22 protein-coding genes are annotated in these 22,222 nt (G+C 29.3%); all 22 read right to left on the bottom strand.

Annotated features, from left to right (window positions below; genetic code table 11):
* Positions 1-56: 56 nt before the first annotated feature.
* A complete protein-coding gene (spoIVA, locus tag L3B98_RS02465; protein WP_238915486.1) occupies positions 57-1,535 on the bottom strand; it encodes a stage IV sporulation protein A in 1,479 nt (492 codons plus the stop codon).
* Between the two features lie 102 nt (positions 1,536-1,637).
* A complete protein-coding gene (locus L3B98_RS28820) occupies positions 1,638-1,772 on the bottom strand; it encodes a hypothetical protein (protein ID WP_275298350.1) in 135 nt (44 codons plus the stop codon).
* A gap of 342 nt (positions 1,773-2,114) precedes the next feature.
* A complete protein-coding gene (locus tag L3B98_RS02460; RefSeq protein ID WP_077361110.1) occupies positions 2,115-3,107 on the bottom strand; it encodes an NAD(P)H-dependent glycerol-3-phosphate dehydrogenase in 993 nt (330 codons plus the stop codon).
* A gap of 2 nt (positions 3,108-3,109) precedes the next feature.
* Positions 3,110-4,426 (bottom strand): ribosome biogenesis GTPase Der, encoded by a 1,317-nt coding sequence (der, locus tag L3B98_RS02455; protein ID WP_015391369.1) that lies wholly within the window; start codon positions 4,424-4,426, stop codon positions 3,110-3,112.
* Positions 4,426-5,763, bottom strand: coding sequence for a DUF512 domain-containing protein (locus L3B98_RS02450; RefSeq protein WP_238915485.1), 1,338 nt, complete (start codon positions 5,761-5,763; stop codon positions 4,426-4,428). Before L3B98_RS02450 ends, der begins: the two co-directional genes overlap by 1 nt.
* Before the next feature lie 153 nt (positions 5,764-5,916).
* Entirely contained in the window at positions 5,917-6,579 is a 663-nt protein-coding gene (gene phoU, locus L3B98_RS02445; RefSeq protein ID WP_238915484.1) for a phosphate signaling complex protein PhoU, read from the bottom strand.
* Positions 6,580-6,597: 18 nt separating this feature from the next.
* On the bottom strand, positions 6,598-7,347 hold the full coding sequence (gene pstB, locus L3B98_RS02440) for a phosphate ABC transporter ATP-binding protein PstB (RefSeq protein WP_238915483.1): 750 nt from the start codon (positions 7,345-7,347) through the stop codon (positions 6,598-6,600).
* A gap of 9 nt (positions 7,348-7,356) precedes the next feature.
* Positions 7,357-8,241: a phosphate ABC transporter permease PstA gene (pstA, locus tag L3B98_RS02435; protein WP_238915482.1), complete on the bottom strand. Its 885-nt coding sequence runs from the start codon at positions 8,239-8,241 to the stop codon at positions 7,357-7,359.
* Positions 8,241-9,134: a phosphate ABC transporter permease subunit PstC gene (gene pstC, locus L3B98_RS02430; RefSeq protein ID WP_238915481.1), complete on the bottom strand. Its 894-nt coding sequence runs from the start codon at positions 9,132-9,134 to the stop codon at positions 8,241-8,243. Before pstC ends, pstA begins: the two co-directional genes overlap by 1 nt.
* Positions 9,135-9,155: 21 nt before the next feature.
* A complete protein-coding gene (locus L3B98_RS02425; RefSeq protein WP_238915480.1) occupies positions 9,156-10,067 on the bottom strand; it encodes a phosphate ABC transporter substrate-binding protein in 912 nt (303 codons plus the stop codon).
* Between the two features lie 233 nt (positions 10,068-10,300).
* Complete coding sequence (locus L3B98_RS02420) at positions 10,301-12,010, bottom strand: ATP-binding protein (RefSeq protein WP_238915479.1); 1,710 nt, start codon at positions 12,008-12,010, stop codon at positions 10,301-10,303.
* A 4-nt stretch (positions 12,011-12,014) separates the two neighbouring features.
* Entirely contained in the window at positions 12,015-12,716 is a 702-nt protein-coding gene (locus L3B98_RS02415; RefSeq protein WP_015391361.1) for a response regulator transcription factor, read from the bottom strand.
* A 13-nt stretch (positions 12,717-12,729) separates the two neighbouring features.
* Positions 12,730-13,470, bottom strand: coding sequence for a peptidoglycan editing factor PgeF (gene pgeF, locus L3B98_RS02410; RefSeq protein WP_238915478.1), 741 nt, complete (start codon positions 13,468-13,470; stop codon positions 12,730-12,732).
* Positions 13,471-13,730: 260 nt separating this feature from the next.
* Positions 13,731-14,180 (bottom strand): transcriptional regulator NrdR, encoded by a 450-nt coding sequence (nrdR, locus tag L3B98_RS02405; RefSeq protein WP_015391359.1) that lies wholly within the window; start codon positions 14,178-14,180, stop codon positions 13,731-13,733.
* Positions 14,181-14,251: 71 nt separating this feature from the next.
* Positions 14,252-14,515: a YlmC/YmxH family sporulation protein gene (locus tag L3B98_RS02400; protein WP_015391358.1), complete on the bottom strand. Its 264-nt coding sequence runs from the start codon at positions 14,513-14,515 to the stop codon at positions 14,252-14,254.
* Between the two features lie 24 nt (positions 14,516-14,539).
* On the bottom strand, positions 14,540-15,313 hold the full coding sequence (gene sigG / locus L3B98_RS02395) for an RNA polymerase sporulation sigma factor SigG (RefSeq protein ID WP_015391357.1): 774 nt from the start codon (positions 15,311-15,313) through the stop codon (positions 14,540-14,542).
* Positions 15,314-15,395: 82 nt separating this feature from the next.
* A complete protein-coding gene (gene sigE / locus L3B98_RS02390) occupies positions 15,396-16,103 on the bottom strand; it encodes an RNA polymerase sporulation sigma factor SigE (protein ID WP_077361100.1) in 708 nt (235 codons plus the stop codon).
* 12 nt (positions 16,104-16,115) lie between these two features.
* Positions 16,116-16,919: a sigma-E processing peptidase SpoIIGA gene (locus L3B98_RS02385; protein WP_238915477.1), complete on the bottom strand. Its 804-nt coding sequence runs from the start codon at positions 16,917-16,919 to the stop codon at positions 16,116-16,118.
* Between the two features lie 268 nt (positions 16,920-17,187).
* Positions 17,188-18,318 (bottom strand): cell division protein FtsZ, encoded by a 1,131-nt coding sequence (ftsZ, locus tag L3B98_RS02380; RefSeq protein WP_015391354.1) that lies wholly within the window; start codon positions 18,316-18,318, stop codon positions 17,188-17,190.
* Between the two features lie 14 nt (positions 18,319-18,332).
* Complete coding sequence (locus L3B98_RS02375) at positions 18,333-19,589, bottom strand: cell division FtsA domain-containing protein (protein WP_238915476.1); 1,257 nt, start codon at positions 19,587-19,589, stop codon at positions 18,333-18,335.
* Positions 19,590-19,778: 189 nt separating this feature from the next.
* On the bottom strand, positions 19,779-20,477 hold the full coding sequence (sigK, locus tag L3B98_RS02370; protein WP_015391352.1) for an RNA polymerase sporulation sigma factor SigK: 699 nt from the start codon (positions 20,475-20,477) through the stop codon (positions 19,779-19,781).
* 115 nt (positions 20,478-20,592) lie between these two features.
* A complete protein-coding gene (locus L3B98_RS02365) occupies positions 20,593-22,182 on the bottom strand; it encodes a penicillin-binding transpeptidase domain-containing protein (protein WP_077361096.1) in 1,590 nt (529 codons plus the stop codon).
* Positions 22,183-22,222 lie beyond the last annotated feature (40 nt).

Here is a 22,222-nt window from a genome sequence, read left to right as displayed (position 1 = left end):
ACTTGTTAAACTACACCTTAAAATCAACACTTTATGAAAAAGAATATATTATATTTTTATAATATTATACAAATCAACCCACCATTACCTTCATTTATTATTTTTTGCAAAGTTTTTTGAATCTTCACTTGAACATCTTCTGGCATCTTATATAGTTTATTTTGTAAGCCTTCTTTTACTAATACTTCTAATGACTTTCCAAACATATTACTTTGCCAAAGGAGGGCTGGATCTGTTTCAAATTGTTCCAATAAACCTTTCACAAGTTCTTCCGATTCTTTTTCAGAACCCATTATAGGACTTATTTCGGTTTTAATATCACATTTTATAAAATGTAGACTTGGTGCACTTGCTTTTAATTTCACCCCATATTTATTACCTTGCTTAACTATTTCCGGCTCTTCAAATTTCATTTCTGAAAGTTGAGGTGCAACTAAACCATACCCATTTTCTTTTACATCTTCTAGTGCATCTTTAACCTTATCATATTCGCATTTTGCATGTGTTAAATCCTTTATTATGCCAAGCAGATCACTTTCTGAATTAACTTCCAAATCACAAATTTCACTAAGCACTTTATAGAAAATGCCTTCTCTTGGTTTCATTAATATTTTTGCAGTTCCATTGCCTAAATTCACTTCTTTCATTGTAGCTGCTCCAATAAAATCTTCATTTTCAAAGTTATTCAAGCAATATTTTATATCTCTAACCTTCGATACATCTTGACTCATGCTCATAATTATGTTGAAGAAATCTTTCTTTAGCCAATGGTTACCTTCTAATTTTTCTAACCATTCTGGCATATCTATATTTATTTCTTTTACAGGAAATTCTATAAGTACATGCTTAAATAAATTTTGAATATCCTCTTCCTCCATGTTATAAACATCCATAACTTGTACAGTTACATTATATTTATCTTCCAATTCTTTTTTTAAATTTTTAGTCTCTTGTGAATTAGGTTTATTAGTATTAAGAACTACAATAAATGGCTTATTAATAGATTGTAATTCAGATACTACCCTTTCTTCTGCATCAACATAATCATTCCTATCAATTCCTGTAATACTGCCATCTGTGGTAATTACAATGCCAATCGTAGAATGATCCTTAATTACTTTTCTTGTACCAATTTCAGCAGCATCCTCAAATGGTATTTCATAATCATACCATGGAGTGTGAACCATTTTGCTCTCTTCACCATCCATATATCCAAGAGCTCCTTTTACAATATACCCCACACAATCTACCATCCGCACTTTGAATTTAATTTCATCTCCTAAGTTTATCTCAACTGCTTCGTTAGGAACAAACTTAGGTTCTGTTGTATGAATATTTTTTCCCGATCCACTTTGTGGCAATTCATCTTTTGCTCTTTCCTTTTTATAAGTATTATCAATTTTAGGTATAACCATAAGATCCATAAACTTTTTTATGAAGGTTGATTTCCCAGTTCTAACTGGACCAACCACTCCTACATATATGTCCCCTTGAGTCCTATTAGATATGTCTTTGTATATGTTAAAATTATCCACACAATTACCTCCTATATTCTTTTTCCACTATATATATATTCAGCTCAACTTCAAAATATACACCTTTAAAAAAAGCAGCTATGCTGCAATTAAAATCTTTTTTCATAATCCTCCAAAGCAGCTGTGCTGCAACCAAGAACTTTTTTTCATAATCCTCCAAGCAGCTATGCTACAACCAAGATCATTTTTTACAATCCCCCCCAAAGCAGCTATGCTACAACCAAGATCATTTTTCATAATCCCCCCAAAGCAGCTATGCTACAACCAAGATCATTTTTCATAATCCCCCCAAAGCAGCTATGCTGCAATAAAAACCTTTTAAGAAAATTTTCCTTTCTCATAACTTTTTCAATTGCCAATTTTAAGTTATTAGCCAATGTTTAAAGCTAAAGACTTTCGTTCATTTTTTAGAAAAGCCTACTGCATTTCATCCTTCATTGACAATTGAGCATTAATTATTATTAATTACTTCAAATTATGCAGTTCTCTGTACAATAAAAAAGAGTGGAATAACCACTCTTTTTGTTCAATCTAAGAAACACCTCAAATTTTTCTTCCTTAATTCTTAGTTCTCAATCACTAAAACAACTCACTTTTTTTATCTCTATTCATAAGTTCGTCAACAATAACCTTAGCATCTTTACCTTCAAACAACCCTTTATAAAGGCCATCTGTTATTGGCATTGATATTCCAGTCTTTTCTTTTAATTGATAAAATGCTTTGCAGGCTTTCACACCTTCAACAACCATCCCAATTTCCTTTAAAGCTTCTTCAACAGACATTCCCTTTCCAATAAGCAATCCAGCTCTTCTATTCCTAGAATGCATTGAAGTACAAGTTACTATTAGATCCCCCATTCCAGTTAATCCATAAAAGGTTTCTAGTCTTCCTCCAAGAGCCATTCCAACCCTTGTAATTTCTTTCATCCCCCTTGTAAGAAGAGCCGCCTTTGTATTGTCTCCATATCCAAGGCCATCTATAACCCCTGCTGCCAAAGCAATTATATTCTTTACAGCCCCGCCAACTTCTACACCAATAATATCATCATTAGTATAAACTCGAAAGTACGATGTCATAAATAAATCCTGTATCTCAATAGCATATTTCATATCTTTAGATGTACTTACAATAGTTGTAGGTATTTTCATTGCAACTTCTTCAGCATGACTTGGTCCCGATAAAACTACTACAGGATTTTCAAGCTCTTCTTCTATCACAACAGATAATCTCTTATCACTGTCTTCTTCAATACCTTTAGCAATTGAAATTATTGGAATATGGTTAGGTACTTTCCCTTTAATTGCTTTACACATATTTCTAATAACGTGTGATGGAACTGATAAAACTATATAATCAGCTTCTTGTATTGTCTTATCAATATTATTAAATGCAGTTACTCCATCCGGAATTCTTAAATCTTTTAGATATTTTTTATTTAATCTCATCTGATTTATTTCATTAACAACATTTTCATCTCTATTGTATATACTAACTATATTATCTTTTTCTGCAAGTAAAACAGCTAAAGCACTTCCAAAACTTCCTCCACCTAAAAAAGCAATTTTGCTCATAATTATTCCTTTCTTTGTCTGTATTCTATTTGAATTCCAGTTCCTTTAAAGTCAAAACTATCTCTTAACTGATTTTCTAAATATCTTTCATATGAGAAATGTCTTGCACTTTCATCATTTACAAAAAACACAAACTTTGGCGGTCTTGTTGCTACTTGAGTAGCATAGTAAATTTTCATTCTTTTTATTCCAACAACAGGAGGTTCTTTCATAAGAATAGCTTTACTTATAACATCATTTAATATTCCTGTAGATACTCTCTTGTTATAGTTATCATAGCAATATTTAGCCATATGAAGCACCTTATTTGTTCTTTGTCCTGTTAATGCAGAAATAAATAAATATTCAGCGTAACTTAAAAACTTTAAGTTTCCTTGTAATTCTTTTTTGAATTTATCTAAAGTTTTATCATCTTTTTCAACCAAATCCCACTTATTAACAATTACCATAATAGCTTTTCTCATTTCATGAGCATATCCTATTATTTTTTCATCTTGCTCTGTGATACCTTCGGTTGCATCAATCATAAGTATACAAACATCAGCTCTTTCAATTGCTGCATAAGTTCTTACAACACTATATCTTTCGATTTCTTCTTTAACTTTGCTCTTTCTTCTAAGTCCAGCAGTATCAATTAAAATAAACTTACCTTCTTCAGTTTCTAAATGACTATCTATTGCATCTCTTGTAGTTCCTGGAACATCTGAAACTATAACACGATCTTCACCAAGTAGCTTATTGATTAACGAAGATTTTCCAACATTAGGTTTTCCAATCATAGCTATTCTTATATATTCATCCTCTTCTTCTTCGAAGATTGATTTATCAAAGCCCTCAACTACCTTATCAAGCATATCTCCAAGTCCCAAACCTTGTGATGCAGAAATAGTTACAGGATCCCCTATTCCAAGATTGTAGAATTCCCAAGCATTATCTTCCTCTTTAAGAGAATCAACCTTGTTAACTACTAACACTACAGGCTTTTTACTTTTTCTAAGCATAGTTGCAACTTCATTATCTGCTGGTGTTAAGCCTTCTTTACCATCAACTATAAAAACTATAACATCTGCTGTTTCAATGGCAATGTTCGCCTGTCTCCTCATTTGTTTTACTATAATATCATCTCTTTCAGGTTCAATACCACCTGTATCTATCATGGTAAAATTATAACTTAACCACTCTGCTTCCGCATATACTCTATCTCTCGTAACTCCTGGTGTATCTTGTACTATTGAAATTCTTTTTCCTGCTAATCTATTAAACAATGTCGATTTTCCAACATTAGGTCTTCCCACTATTGCAACTATTGGTTTACCCATTAAAATTCCTCCTCTTTATATTCATTAAGTTTTTCAATCAAATCTTCTCCTGTATAATCAACCACAATAACTTGAACATTTAAAGCTGTTTCTATATCTTTAATTTTCAAATCATCAAGCATTATCTGCTCTGTTGAATCTGATAATTCATAGCCTTTTCTAAACATATTACTAGACATAATTAAGTACTTACTATTTATTATGCCCTTTAACTGTTCTATTATATCTGTTCCTGTTAAAAGTCCAGCAACTGTAATTGATTTTCCAAAATAATTATTTATTATTTTGTATACATCTAATTTTATATTTGTGTTTTTCTCTTTTATTTTATTTGCAGCCTCTAAAATTTCTGGATATGCTAAAGTCCCTGTTACAATAGAAAAATCACCTTTCATATTTACATCTAAATCTTCCAAATCACTTTCTATTGCATCTCTAAAACATCTAACCATACCTATTCCATCTTCAATTTGATGATAATCATCATAAAACTCCTGACTTGGTATTTCTTCCTCTGCAACAAGATAAAATTCATCAGATAATCTTACAAAAGGTGTTCCATTTTCTTTCATATATTTCTCTTGGAGTTTCTTTACATTCTCAATTTCTTCTAAACATTGCTCTTTAGTATATGTCTTCACTTTTTTAAGACCTTCTCTAAACTTAGTTATACCTATTGGCACTACAGCAATATCTGATACTTGAGGATATAATGTGTACAAATCCTGAATTGTCCTTTTAAGCTCTTCACCATTATTTATGCCTGGAACTGAAACTATCTGTGCATTCATATTTATTCCTGCATCAGCTAGCCTTTCCATACGTTCAAATACTTTACCGGCAAATCTATTATTAAGCATTTCTACTCTAAGCTCTGGATTTGTTGTATGTACAGAAATATTGATTGGACTTATATGATATTGTATTATTCTATCAATATCCTCTTCCTTCATGTTAGTTAGGGTTACAAAATTCCCCTGTAGAAAGGATAATCTTGAATCGTCATCTTTAAAATATAGAGATTCTCGCATACCTTTAGGTAACTGGTCTATGAAACAAAATATACATTTATTACTGCATGATTTTGCCTTATCCATAATCCCACCACCAAATTCAATGCCTAAATCCTCACCATATTCTTTTTCAATTTCAATTTCCCAAACCTCACCACTTGGTTTTTCTACTTCTAAAACTATTTCTTCGTCCGCTGATAAAAATTTATAATCTATTATGTCATTAATTTTATTACCATCAATAGATAATAAAATATCACCTTTTTCAATTCCTACTTCCTCTGCAATTCCATTAGGGACTATCATTGTTATAATATTTCTCATTATTCCACTCCTAATTATAACATATCTATCCTTGTTATATTACATTAATATAATTACTACGTCAAGGAATGCTTTCATCATTACTCTTCAATTTTATAATTTTATACACAAAATAAAAATGCCCTAATCGGGCATTTTTACTTACATATAATTCTATTCATTTAAATCTACATAAGCCCCAGTTTTAGAGAAAATAGTCCATTCACATATATTTGTTACGTGATCCCCTATTCTTTCTAAATACTTTATTACAAATAACAATTGTGTTCCTTTTTCAATTAATGTTTCATCAACCTTTATTGCATTAACTAAAGCTGCAAATAATGATTTATACACTGCATCAATTTCATCATCTTTTTCACATATCTTATATGCCAATTCAGAATCTTCGTTGATATGTGCATCTATAGCAGACTTTAACATAGCTCTTACTTTTGTTTCCATGTCCATTAACTGTTCTAAAATCTCTTTATTATTACTTATACTTCCACCTATTCTTTTTGTTATCTTACAAATATCTACTGCATGGTCAGCCATTCTTTCCAAATCAGTTACTATTTTAGATGCAGTAAATACTCTTCTTAAATCTGTAGCAAGTGGTTGTTCTGTAGCAATATACTTAATGCATTCTTCTTCGATTTTTTTTTGCATATCATCGACTTTATCATCGTCTTTAATAACTTGCTTTGCTTTTTCTACATCATAGTTTTTCAAACAAAGTAGACTTTCATATATCTGCTTTTCCACTAAACTAGACATAGTGACTAATTCCCTATTAATAATTTTCACCCTTGTATCCTGAGATCCTCTTGTCATAATAATCAATACTCCTTCTTAACCAAATCTTCCTGTTATATAATCTTCTGTTCTTTTATCCCTTGGATTATAAAAGATATCTTCTGTTTTCCCATATTCAACTACTTCTCCATTTAAAAAGAAGGCTGTTTTATCAGCTATTCTTCCTGCTTGCTGCATATTATGTGTTACTATTATTACCGTATATTTCTTTTTTAATTCATCCATTAGTTCTTCCATTTTACTAGTAGAAATAGGATCTAAAGCCGAAGTTGGTTCATCCATTAGTATTACTTCTGGTGAAACAGCCAAAGTTCTTGCAATGCACAATCTTTGCTGTTGTCCTCCAGACATTCCAAGAGCACTTGATTTTAATCTATCCTTAGTTTCATCCCAAAGAGCTGCGCCTATTAAACTTTTTTCTACTATTTCATCTAATATTTTTTTATTCTTTACTCCATGTATTCTAGGTCCATAGGCAATATTATCATAAATAGACATTGGAAACGGATTAGGCCTTTGGAACACCATACCTACCCTCTTTCTTAAGTCTATATCATCATAATCTTTATAAATATCTTTACCTTCAAAAAAAACATTTCCTGTAATTTTTACAATTTCAATTAAATCATTCATTCTATTTAAAGTTCTTAAAAATGTTGACTTTCCGCAACCTGAAGGTCCAATAAGTGCAGTAACTTCATTTTTATTTATAGCTATATCAATATTTTTAAGAGCCTGATTTTCTCCATAATATAAGCATAAGTCTTTAGTTTCTATTATATTCATACTACTCTCCTACTTCCCACTATAAGCTTTCATTAATCTATTTCCTAGTAATCTAGCACCAACATTAAATATAAGTACAGCTATAATAAGTACAGCTGCTGTTCCATTAGCTATTTGAGCTGCATCAGGTACTATTCCTTCTGAATTCAACTTCCATATATGTACTGCTAAAGTTTCTGCTGGTCTAAAAAGAGAAAATGCAGAACTATTTCCAGATAAACTTATGGAATCAAAATTTAAACTTTTTGAACTTAGTCCAGCTGTATATAAAAATGCTGCTGCTTCTCCGAAAATTCTACCAGATGCCAATATTATTCCTGTTAGTATCTCTCCCATTGCTGTTGGCACTGTAATCTTTGCAAGTGTTTGCCATTTAGTTGCACCAAGACCAATTGAAGCTTCTTTTACTTTCTTACTTGCTGCACTTATAGCATTTTCTGAAATTCTAGTCATAGATGGTATATTCAATATACTTACTGACAAAGCTCCAGCAAGTATTGAATATCCCCAGCCTGCCATAGTAACAAAAACCAATAATCCAAACATACCGATAACAATCGATGGAAGTGAAGATATTGTTTCCAAAGACATTCTAATAAATCTAAGAATAGGGCCTTCTTTTGCATATTCTGCTAAATAAATCCCAGCACCAACTCCAATTGGAATTGTTATCACTAAAGAAATAATTAACATATAAAATGAATTAAATAATTCAGGTCCGATTCCACCACCAGTACCAGTGGTTTTTGGATTTCCAAATAGAAATGAAGGTTTTAACATACTTCCACCTCTATATAAAATATATAATATAAATGCTCCAAGTAGTACCACTATAAACGTACTTATAACATAGAATACAATTGTAGCAATTTTATCAATTCTTTTTGCATCCATTATACTGCACTCCTTTTTTCAATCATTCTTACAATAACAATAAATATAAAAGAAATTACAAGTAGAATTAATGCTAATGTCCATAATGCATCATTCCATGGAGTTTCACCAACTGTATTAGCCATGTCCATTGTTATAACACTAGTTAAAGTTGCCATTGATGAAAGAATACCATCTGGCATTTTAACAGTATTTCCAATTACCATTTGTACAGCCAATGCTTCACCAAAGGCTCTTGCTACACCTAATACAATTCCAGTAAGTATTCCAGATTTTGCACCAGGAACTATTACTCTTGAAATTGTTTGCCATCTTGTTGCTCCTAACCCATAAGATGCTTCAATATGATCTCTAGGAATTATTTTTATTGCATCCATAGATAATGTTGCAATTGTTGGTAATATCATCACTGAAAGAACCACTATTCCTGCAAGCATAGAAAATCCCATTCCACCAAATGAATTTCTGATAAGTGGTACTAACACCGAGATTCCAATCCATCCATATACAACAGAAGGTATTCCAACTAATATTTCTAGAGATGGTTTAATTATCTTCATACCTACCTTATTAGATATTACATTCACAAAAATTGCTAAGGCAACAGCAATAGGTGCACTTAAAACTACTGCACCTATTGCTACCAAAGTTGAGCCTAAGATGAAAGCTAAAGATCCAAAGGAAAGTTCTCCATCTTTGTTTGGCTTCCAATCATTTTTAAACAAAAAGTCTGTGATGCTATATCCATCTACTGTAAATAATCTTATACCTTTTGAAGCTATAAATACTATTATTGCTATTGTTATTGCAATTATTAATATTCCACATAGCGCTGAAAAGCCTTGACCTAGATATTCATTTTTGAGCTTTTCTTTAAAACTTCTTTTTTCCATCTTTACTCATCCTTTAATTGATTATTTTACTTTCATATCACTTGCTGAAACAAATCCTAACTCATCTAATATTGATTTATCTACTTTGTTTGAAACATAATCTATAAAATCCTTAGCTACTCCTGTTGCTTCTCCCTTAGTATACATATGTCCCCATGACCAGAATTTGTATGAACCATCAGCAATATTAGCTTTTTCAGCTGCTACACCATCAAGTTTAACTATTTTTATAGCATCTTTTGCTTCTTTTGTGTTCATATATGCAAGACCTAAGTAACTAATTGATCCATCATTTTGTTTCATTGCACTTAAAACTGCTCCATTTGAATCTTGAGTTACTCCTAATGAATCATTTTCTAAAGATTTATCTCCTCCAAGTACTACTTTTTCAAATGTAGCTCTTGTTCCTGAACCAGCTGTTCTATGGATTATGAAAATCGGCTTATCTGGACCACCAACTTCTTTCCAGTTAGTAACTTTTCCTGAGAATATATCTTTAAGTTGTGCAGATGTTAAATTATCTAATCCTAAAGATTTACTTACTGCTACTCCAAATCCTTCAGCACATACTTTGTGATCTACTAATTGCTTAGCTTTATCTGCATCTAATTTTTCTTCAGCCAATATATCTGACATTCCTACATCTACAGATCCACCTAATACTTGAGTTAACCCTGTACCTGATCCTCCACCTTGAGCACTAATTTGTCCATCTGGATTTATCTTATTGTATGGTTCAGTAGCTTTTTCTACAAGTGGTAATAATGCTGTTGATCCACTTAATGTTATAGATCCTTTTGCAGCCGCTTCAGTTTTTGTACTTGTATCTGCTTTATTATCTTTTGGTGCTGATTGTCCACAACCTACCATTACGCTTCCTATCATTGCCACTACTAGTGCACTAACCATTAACTTTAATGTTCTTTTTTTCATTTATTTTCCCTCCACTATTTACCTCATATTATTTATGTTTAAAATATCTTTCTTACATATTCTATAATATACCCATTTAGTTAATGGATTATTATATACATGTTAAGTTATATTAGAAACATGTTAAGAAATTTTAACATTATACTTTTCTATTGTTAAAAATCAGTAAAGAAATAAAAAGAATGCTGAAAGAAAACCCTCTCTCCGGTTTTTCCTTCAGCATTCAATTTTAATTAATCAATATATGGAATCTTAACTTCAAAAGCAGTTCCTTCTCCGACTTCACTTTTAACAATAATTTCTCCGTTAAATAATTTAACAATATGTTTTACAATTGCTAAACCAAGTCCTGTACCACCTTTTTTTCTAGATTTATCAACTCTATAAAATCGTTCAAAAATTCTTGGTATATCTTCTTTAGGTATTCCCACCCCATTATCTTTTACAATTAAACAATAATATTCATCTTTATCATAGCTCAATACTTCAACTTTGCCAGAATCATCTTTTGAATATTTTATTGCATTTTCAACTAAATTCAATACTAATTGATGAAACTTATCTCTATTTCCCAAAACTTTTCTATCACTAGTATCTTTGAATTCTAATTTAATATTTTTATTAACAGCAATTTTTCTCATTATATTCAGAACTTCTTCAATTACTATTCTTGGTTCAAATTCTTCCATATCTATAGTTAAATTACTTTCAATTTTAGATAATACCAATATATCATTTATAAGTCTTGATAATCTCTCTGCTTCTTTATCAATAATATCTAAAAACTTTTCTCTTGTCTCATCATCTTTAACAAATTTCAAGGTTTCAGCAAAACCTTTTATTGAGGTTAATGGAGTTTTTAATTCATGAGATACATTAGCAACAAATTGACGTCTCATTAATTCTACCCTATTAATATCTGTAATATCCTGAAAAGTTATTACTTTACCTATATTTTCTGCTCCATCAAACATTTCTGATTTTTTAATTTTAAAATCTCGCTCTATTGGATGTAGTATTTTTATTTCTTTATCACTTTCTCCTTCTTCTTGTAAAAATTTATTTATATCATAATCATTTACATAATCCAGCAGACATTGCCCCACAATATTTTTTCTTATCCCTAGTAACGACTCTGCACATGGATTTATTGAAATAACATTATCATGGTTATCTACTGCTATAACTCCACTTTCCATGCTCTTAAAAATAGATTCTATTTTATTTTGGTTATCAATAACTTCATGAATTTTCAATTGTAATTGTTCCGCCATATTATTAAAACTGTTTCCTAAAGTTCCAAGTTCATCATTAGTATTAATATCTGCACGAATTTCATAATCCCCATGAGCCATCTTTAAGGTTACACTTTCTAATTCTTTTACTGGATCAACAATCTTTTTAACTAATCTTAGCGATAAAAATACAGAAAAAGGAATGACTAATGCTAATATTCCTAAACAATATTTTATATTTTCTTTTTGTAATAAGGTAATTGTATTTATACTGACCGAACTTCTAATTACATAATTATTTTTTAACTTAGTTGCATAGTAAATTAAGTATGCTTTTATAGTGTCACTATATCGTTTTGAATATCCTTCCCCATTAGCCAATGCTTCTTTGACCTCTACTCTATCTTTATGATTTTCACCACTTAACTGCTCATTATCATATAAAACAACACCATTATTATCAATAAGAGTAAATCTTACGTCTATTCCATTTATTTTTGTTGTATTTAATTCTCTTATTGCTTCATAATTGTTATTACTAATATCTGTAACATTATTTAATTCTGAAACTAAATAATTAATATTCCTAAGTTCTTCTGTTGTAAATTTTTCCTGTTCTAAATTTGTTATTATCATAAAAGAAGATACTACAATTATTATTGCAAACAAGACTGTTATCATAACTGAAGTTAATATTTTATTTTTCATTTTACTATTCTGCTGGGTTAAATCTATACCCTACTCCTCTTATAGTTTCAATGAATCTCGGATTCTTATCATCTTCTTCTATTTTTTTTCTAAGATATCTTATATGAACATCCACAGTTCTTGTTTCTCCTATATATTCATATCCCCAAATCTTATCTAACAAGGTTTCTCTCTTAAGAATTTTTCCTTTATTTTTTATTAATATTTGTAAAAGTTCGAATTCTTTTAAAGTTAAGTCTACCTTTTCATCATTAACATATACTTCATGACGTTCAAAGTCTACTTTAAGATTTTCTGAGTTATAAGAATCTTCTTCAATTTCTTCAAATGAATTTGTTCTCCTCAAAACTGCCTTTACTCTTGCAAGCAGCTCCCTAACTGAGAATGGTTTCGTAATATAATCATCTGCTCCAAGTTCTAATCCAAGTATTTTGTCCAATTCTTCACCCTTTGCTGTCAGCATAATTATTGATGTCTTTTTCATTTCATTATCTCTTTTTATTTCTTTACAAACATCAAATCCATCTATACCCGGAAGCATTAAATCAAGCAATAATAAGTTAGGTTTTTCTGATTTAGCAATTTTTACTGCATCTATCCCATTATTAGCAGTAAACACATTGTATCCTGCATTTAATAAATTAAATTTTAATAATTCAACTATATGTTCTTCATCATCAACTATTAATATTTTTTCTTTTGCCATAATTTACTCCCCCTTAACGCAACATAGCAAATGAAAACATTCTACCATATGTTCCGTTTGATTTTCTATATGAATGTAATTTAATCTCATCACTACAATAAGTACATAAATTCAAACTGTTTATATTGCATGCCTTTACACCAGCTTCTTTTAAATCTTCTAATATACAAGCTTCCAAATTTAAATTTCTTCCTTCAAATAGATCCTCTTCTCTTATTGTACTTTTTTTATTAATAAAGTCCTTTTTTAAATCCTCTGAAACTTCGTAGCAACACTTTCTAATATGCGGTCCTATATATGCCCTTAAATTATCAACTTTAATATTAAATTCAGCTTTCATTTTCCTTATTGTTTTTAATGTTATTGATTCAAAAGTTCCTCTCCAACCGCTATGTATAGCCGCCATTACTCCATCCACTTCATCTACTAATATAATCGGAACACAATCAGCCGTAAATACGCCAATAATAATATTTTTTTGATTTGTTATTATTGCATCTCCCTCTTCATTCTTAATATAAGAAGCATTATTTTCATATTTTAATATTTTATCACTATGGATTTGTTTTAGATATATAACATCATCTGCAGCAAATTCTTTTTTTAAAGAATTAATTTCACTTACCCCATCCTCCGTATTTCTATTAAAACTTCTCTCTTTCTCTGCATTAGTAAATGCTACTATTGATTTATCATTATCTAATATTGCAAAATCTTCTTTTATATATAATTCTTTTAATTCTAATGTATTCACTATATTCCTCCGCATTTTTATATTACTTATAACATAATCATAACCTTAAAACAATAACTTACACCTTTTATCTAAAATATACTGTAATTTTATATATTAATTCTTACTTAATTTTAACATTATAAATGCTATTTATCATCTTTATTTACCAAAGTTTAACCTATATATAACATTCCTTCAATGAAGCTAATAATCTAAACTATCCACTTGAATGCAAAAAAGGATATTGAAATTTTTCAACACCCTTAAATTCAAATAGTTTATTTTATAAGATTCTTTATCTCATCTAGGAAAGTATTAATATCCTTAAATTGCCTATAAACTGATGCAAATCTTACATATGATATTTCATCTATTTCTTTCAATCTAGCCATAACCATTTCACCTATATCATTTGTTGGAACTTCTGTAAGCATACTATTAGAAACAGTTTTTTCAATATCAGCTGCTATATCTTCAATTTGTTTCCTAGATACAGGTCGTTTTTGGCATGCAATGATTAGTCCATTAATTATTTTTTCTTTATTAAAATTTTCTCTAGTAAAATCTTTTTTTATCACTAAAATCGGTAAATCTTCTATTTTTTCATATGTTGTATAACGTTTAGTACATTGCAAGCACTCACGCCTTCTTCTAATAGATGTATTATCTTCTGCTGCTCTTGAATCAACAACTTTACTTTCTTCAAAACCACAATATGGACATTTCATACTTTTCAGTCACCTCTTAGCTTTCCTATATCAACTCCTTCTCTTATTATACATATATTTTAAAAATCTGACTATACATTACTTGCATTTACTTTATCATTTATTTTTACCAATATTACATCAGTTCCTATTTTCACAATTTCATTCCAATAGATTTCTTTTTCATCGTCCTTCGCAAACCACGATTTCATTTCTCCTGGTAAAATTAGTGCAATAATCTTATTTGCATCACAATCTATTTTAAAATCTTTTATAAAACCAATTTTTGCTCCAGTCATTATATCTATTACTTCCATATTTCTCATAGCATTAAGTGAATGTAATTCATTTTCCATAATTCTCCCCCATAATTAAATTATTTATATATGCTTTCTCATATGCTTTAATGCTGTCTTTTCTAATCTAGAAACTTGTGCTTGCGAAATTCCAATTTCATCAGCTACCTCCATTTGAGTCCTTCCATTGAAAAACCTTAAATTTAATATTAATTTTTCTCTATCAGTGAGCTTCTTCATCGCTTCCTTTATAGATATATTCTCAAGCCAATGTTCATCTGTATTTTGTGAATCACTTATTTGATCCATTACATATATTGCATCTCCTCCATCATGATATATTGGTTCAAACAATGATACTGGATCTTGTATCGCATCTAGTGCAAATACAACTTCTTCTCTTGGTAATTCAAGTTCTTTTGCAATTTGAGAAATTGTAGGTTCCTTATTATTCTCCTTAATATACTTCTCTCTCATAATTAGTGCTTTATATGCAATATCTCTTAAAGATCTGCTCACTCTAATAGAATTATTATCTCTTAAATATCTTCTAATTTCTCCAATTATCATTGGAACAGCATAAGTTGAAAACTTAACATTTTGAGATAAATCAAAATTATCTATTGACTTCATTAATCCAATACAACCCACTTGAAATAAATCATCAATATTTTCTCCTCTATTATTAAATCTTTGAATAACACTAAGTACTAATCTCAAATTTCCCTTTATAAAAGTTTCTCTTGCAGTTTTATCTCCTGCTTTCATTTGCATAAAGAGTTGCTTTTTTTCTTTTTCCTTAAGTACAGGGAGTTTTGAAGTATTAACGCCACATATTTCTACTTTGTTAATTATCACAAGTATTCACCCCTTCGAAAGTAATAATCCATTGCATTAAACATTATCTCCGATAGGGAATACTTTTATACTTGAAGACAAGCTAAATCATTCTACTTATTTCTTTTTTCAATCTTTTAATTATTTTTTTCTCTAGTCTAGAAATATACGATTGAGAAATGCCAAGCATATCTGCAACTTCTTTCTGTGTTTTTTCCCTTGATCCATTTAAGCCAAATCTCAACCTTACAATTTCTTTTTCTCTATCATTTAAACTTTTTAATGCTAAAATTAGTAATTGCTTATCAACTTCATCTTCTATTAAATTATAAACAGTATCGTTTTCAGTTCCTAATATATCTGATAATAAAAGTTCATTTCCATCCCAATCGATATTTAGGGGTTCATAAAATGAAATTTCTGCTTTTATTTTGCTATTTCTCCTCAAGTACATTAATATTTCATTTTCTATACATCTTGAAGCATATGTTGCCAATTTAATCTTCTTCTCAGGATTAAAAGTATTAACTGCTTTTATCAAGCCAATAGTTCCAACTGAAATTAAATCTTCCACATATACACCTGTATTTTCAAATTTTCTGGCTATATATACCACTAACCTTAAATTTCGCTCAATTAAAATGCTCCTAATATTTTCATCACCATCATTTAATTTATTTAACAAATCCTCTTCTTCATCTTTTGATAATGGTGGCGGTAAAGCATCATTGCCTCCAACATAATATAATTTTTTTCTAATCCATTTAAATTTACTTATTAGTTTGTTAAAAAATAAAATTAGTTTTTCCATTTATATCCCCCTCTATACTACTCCCCTTGATAATAATGCATTAAATTCGTTTTCCTTACTTAATTTTTCTGTACAAGGGCATATTATCGCATCAATTTTTTTATCTAGAAATCTATTACTATTTAATTTAACATTATTAATTCTTACTCCCTTTAGTTCTCCTCCATATCCAATAGAATCATAAAGAATACGATATGTATTATTGCAATCAAATTTTATATCTTCTATCAGATTTTTTTCAATCAATATACACGGGAGATTTGTAATTGGTTCTCGTAATTCATTTCCTGTGTCTAGAAAGCTTTTAAAATTGTATTTCTTATCTTGTATTTCAAATTCAAGTTGAAAAATATAATTATTCACAAACAATTTATTTCTGATATATTCAATTAACCTGCCATAAATTACATATACAATCATTATTCCCAACATGATATATTTAATCGAATATTTTTCTATTCTAAAGCTATTTCCTAGAATATATATATTTTGTTGTAACGATAATAGAAAACATAGTCCACTTAAAGTAAATGTTACGAGCAAAAAAACAAATAAGACTTTCATATTATTAATAATATGATTTCTTCCATATGCAATTCTCACCATAATATATGCTACTGCTAATTTGCAGGGTAAATTTGTCATTACAGTTAATTGTGGAATAATCAAAACTATTGTATATATTCCACCTATAATACTAGAACATATTAAGGCTCCAATTTTGCATTTGTGTTTTATCATCTTCATAGTTAAAGTTAATAAAAAAAAATTTACTATACTATTTTCTAAAATTAAAACATCTGCATAAATTTTCATTTTACTCCTCCTGTATGAAATTTATTATATACTTATTAATTTCAAAAATTTGTCATAATGACATTAATTATTTTTGTTTTTTTACCTATCCTTTTTACATATATTTACATTATATATTTTTAAAAATGCTACATTGTATTTTAATATAAAAAATTAAAATACAATGTAGCATTTTTATCTAAATTAGGAATTTAACCACACAAAAAAGACAAAACCTAAATAATTAGATTTTGTCTTTTATTCAATTATATAATTTAATTGATCTTCTTTAGTGTCTTTTTTGTCTTCTTAAAAAAACTGGTATATCTAAATCATCATTTTCAAAACTATTAGAATTCACTTCTGTTTCTTTTGTATCCACTGCAACTTCTGGTTCTGCCTTCACTGTTTCTTGAACCGGCTGTTTCTTTGGTTCTTCAACTAATGAATTAGCAATTGCATTATTTTCGCTTTCAAATCCAGTTGCAATAACAGTAATCCTAATTTCTTCAGTAAGAGTTTCATCAATTACTGCTCCAACAATTATGTTAGCATCAGGATCAACAGCTTCACGAACAACATCTGCAGCATCGTATACTTCTAAAGCACCAAGATCTGCACCACCTGTAAAGTTTATGATAACATCTGTTGCTCCATCTATTGATGTTTCTAACAATGGAGAAGATATAGCTTGCTTAACAGCATCCTGTGTTCTTGTATCACCTTTACCAAAACCAACACCCATATGTGCTAATCCTTTATTAAGCATAACTGCCTTTATATCAGCAAAGTCCGCATTAATTACACCAGTTATAGTAATCAAATCTGAAATAGCCTGAACACCTTGTCTCAACACTTCATCAGCTAATTTAAATGAATCTAATAATGTTGTTTTCTTATCTGCCATGTTAAGTAGTCTTTCATTAGGAATAATAACTAATGTATCAACCTTTTCTTTTAATGTTGCAATACCCATCTCAGCATGTCTCATTCTTCTTTTACCTTCAAAAGGGAAAGGCTTTGTAACTACACCTACAGTTAAAATATCCATAGACTTTGCTATTTCTGCAACTATAGGAGCTGCACCAGTACCTGTTCCGCCACCCATACCAGCTGTAATAAACACCATATTAGCGCCTTTTACAGATGCTGTAATCTCTTCTCTGCTTTCCTCTGCTGCCTTTTTACCAATTTCCGGATTAGCTCCAGCACCTAAACCTTTAGTTAATTTTTCTCCAATTTGAATTTTTTGATTTGCATTAGAAAGCATCAAAGCTTGCTTATCTGTATTTATTGCGATAAACTCAACATTTTTCAATCCTTCTACTATCATTCTGTTAACGGCATTACTTCCACCGCCACCACAACCAATTACCTTTATGTTGGTTAATTCTTGTATATCTGTCTCAAAATCTAACAAAACAATTCCTCCCCTTAAAAAATCTTATTAAAAAAATCCTTTAATTTTTTAATAATATGATTTTCACCTTCATTATTGTGCAAATTATGATTTTCATCAATTCTTTTAATTTCGTTATTTTTATTAGCTTGAACTATACCCTTGTTCCCTAATAAATTTAATCTATCATATACCTCTTTAGCTATAGCCATGGAAGTAATATTTTCAGAATTTTTTATTCCTAATTCACTCTTAGTAATAACTCTAGTTTGTATCTCAAAAGTTTTACGAACGATTTCATTTATATCTTCATAATAATTGACTCCGTCCCCATATAGAATTATACTATAAATCCTATCATAATGACCAGTATTTTTTAATTTTATATTAACATAACTTAATATTTCTTCAATTCTAGCACTAACCACCTCATAAAACAACTTTTTTGATACCTTAGTTGTCCCTACTTCAATTTCGTCAGAAATAGAAGTATCTTTATATAAAGTATTATAATTACTTGAATAAATCTTTTTCATGTTGTCAGCTTCCAAAAATGAAAATTGCCCACAAATAGCCAAATCATTAGTTATATTATTTCCACCTAGTGGAATGGCGTTTATATTTTTAGGAATTCCATTATTAAATAGCGCTATATCAGTAATTCCTGCTCCTATATCAACTAAAGCAACATTGCCCATGGAATTTTTTTCATTCAAGAAAATTTGTTTTCCGACTAATACATTTAATTTTATAAATTCAATATCATATTTAGTATCTTTAAATAATTCATAATACTTTTGAATTTCATTCGTCTGCCCTATTACTAATGTAAGACTTATTTCTAACTTTCGGCCTTTCCAATTAATTATGTCTTTATGTATTACCTTTCCATCTAATATATAGAAATTAATTAATACATCAACTACACACTCTTCTTCACTTATAATTATACTTTTTTGACCATTCTTCAATGCTTTTCTAATATCATTACTTGTAACCTTTTCTTCTGGCAAATTTATAGCTGTAGTAATTTCAGTAATACGAATATTATTCGAAGAAATTCCAATAGATATCCCTTTAATATCTTTTTTAGTTTTCTCCTCCAATTCAGTCAACAAATTTATAACATTTTCCCTGCATTTAATAACATCAACTAATAAGCCTTTTTCTATACCATTTGATTTACATGATTTAACTGCTAAAATCTCAATATCTTCTTTTCCAGTTTCCGCAATGGAAGCTGATAATTTTTTACTTCCAAAATCTATTACTGTAATTGTCCCATGCTGCATAATTAATTCTTTCCCTTCCTAACTGAAAAAATCTATTACTTGCTTTATATTCAACATATTTCGTTAAATTCCTCTTTTATTTCAGAAGTTTACAAAAAAATAAAATGCTACTTTTTAAAATAGCATTCTTATTCCAAGTATGTCAATATCTATCTTAAGAAAATCTAACTCATTTTCCTTCATATATCCTTAATTTCTCAAAAATAGTTCTCTTTTTAATTTCTTTAAGGCTTTTTTTTCTATTCTAGATACATATGATCTGGAAATCCCTAAATTTATAGCAATTTCTCTCTGTGTCTTGCATTTTCCATCTACTAGACCATATCTCATTATCAAAATAGCACTTTCCCTTTTTGTTAATGATTCTATCAACTTCTTATATAAAGCCCTTACTTGTAAATTACTTTCAACTTTTTCTAAAACGCAATCTTTTTCACTGCTTAATATATCCATAAGACAAAATTCATTTCCTTCTTTATCAACTCCAATTGGATCTTGTAAATAAATTTCACTTTTTTGCTTCTTGTTATTTCTTAATAACATTAATATTTCATTTTCAATGCATCTTGATGCATAAGTTGCAAGTCTAGTCCCCTTACTAGAATCAAAAGAATCAATGGCTTTTATTAATCCGACAGTTCCAATAGAAATCAATTCATCAACATCCTTATTTGGGAATGAATATTTTTTAACAATATGAGCCACTAATCTTAAGTTCCTTTCGATCAATATGCTTTTTGCAGTCTTATCTCCTTCTTTAAACTTTTTTAAGTACAATTGCTCTTCTGCCTCATCCAATGGCAATGGGAATGTATTACTGTTTGTTACATATCCAGTTAAAAACAAGGAATTGCATATTAAGTCTATAAAGTTATTTAATACAAACACCTTTTTCCTCCATAGCAGTGCTTGATATTATAATATGTTTAAATAATAAAAAAGTTGCCCATCAATCTTCATTTATTTTTATATTCACTCTAACTTAAGATTGAACATTTCTCAGTTAATTTCCAGAAAGTTTTTTTACTATATCCTTGAAAATCGGTGCAGCTGTATCTCCTCCACCTAATTCCTCATTATTAGTATTATTATTCTTTGATTCTATGCTTGGAGTAAACACAATCATCGTATAATTCTTTCCTCCAACTTTAAAATAACCTGCAAACCATCCATGCGTCTGGCCTCCATTTCCTGTAGAGGATCCAGTTTTCCCACCTATATCTAAATCACTAATATAAGCTTTTATTCCCGTTCCCTTTATTACAACCTGCTTCATAGCATTTTTAACTAGTTTTGCCGTAGTCTCACTATATACTTTTTTCTTTGAAGTTTGAAATTCTTTTACTTCATTATCATCCTTGTCTAAAATTCCTTCAACTATATATGGTTTCTCATATACCCCATTATTAATAATTGTATTTATAGCTCCTAACATCTGAACTGGTGTCACATTCATACATTGACCTATGGATATATTGTTCATTCCTGCATCTATATTAGGTTTTACACCTGTTGCTTCAACTCTATTGCTAGTATTAAAATCTAGAACTTTATCATATAATCCCTGCTCCTTTGAATATTCCATTAATTTTTCATAACCAACCTTAGCTCCTAATTCTGCAAAAATATCATTACACGATTTTTCAAAGGCTTGCTCTACAGATAATTTTCCATGAACTTCCTTACATATCTTCCCACTACATACAAAAGTATCATTCACATTTACTAATCCCATATCCAGAGCCGCTGCGAGAGTAATACTTTTATAAATTGATCCTGGCTCATAGCCAATCTGTTGAATTCCTAAATTTATATTAGCTTCACTCTCATCTTTTTGTACTATAGCTCTAATTTTACCTGTATCTGCTTCCATTATCGTTACTCCTATATTATTAAGATATGAGTATTCATCTTTATCTAAAATCTCTCGAATTTTATCCTCAATTTCTTTATCAATTGTTAATTTTATGTTTCTATTATTATCATTAATTTTTACAGATTTTTCTGCATAAACAGCTCTATTATCTAAATAGAATTCATTTTTAGGTTTATCATTATCTTTTAAATAATTGTATAACTGCCCCTCTAATGAATTTGATTCCTGTTTATCATCTAATATTTTTGATAACATATTACTAATACTCCATGCTTTTTTTGTATCAACTTCATCGGAAATATAAGTATAAATTCCTTTTATATTTTTAAGATTATTTATTTTATTATAAGTCTCCTCTGAAATATTGAAATACACTTTTCCACTTTGCTTCATTATTTCTGAATAATTAAAATCAGGAGTTTCAGACTTCATTATGAAATTTAAAGCCATTAAGTCTTCTAGTGTTTCTTCATAATTATTTAAACTGAAAGGCCTAGTATCAATCACAAGCACATATTTTTTATTATATTTCATCAAATCTTTTCCATTAGTATCAACAATCATATAATTCATATTACTTATATTTTCTTCTTGATGATTTTGATATGAAGAAACAACTTTATCAGATGGATATATTTGAAGCATAGATAAACGCATTGTTAAAATTAATATTACTACAATAAACATAATCAAAATTTGTGCTAGCCTTTTATTCATATGAAATTTTTCAGTAAAAATATAAAACACCTCCTTTAGC

This window comes from Clostridium sp. YIM B02555 (assembly GCF_022320955.1).
GTDB lineage: Bacteria > Bacillota > Clostridia > Clostridiales > Clostridiaceae > Clostridium > Clostridium saccharoperbutylacetonicum.
This window is presented reverse-complemented; position numbering and strand designations above follow the sequence as displayed.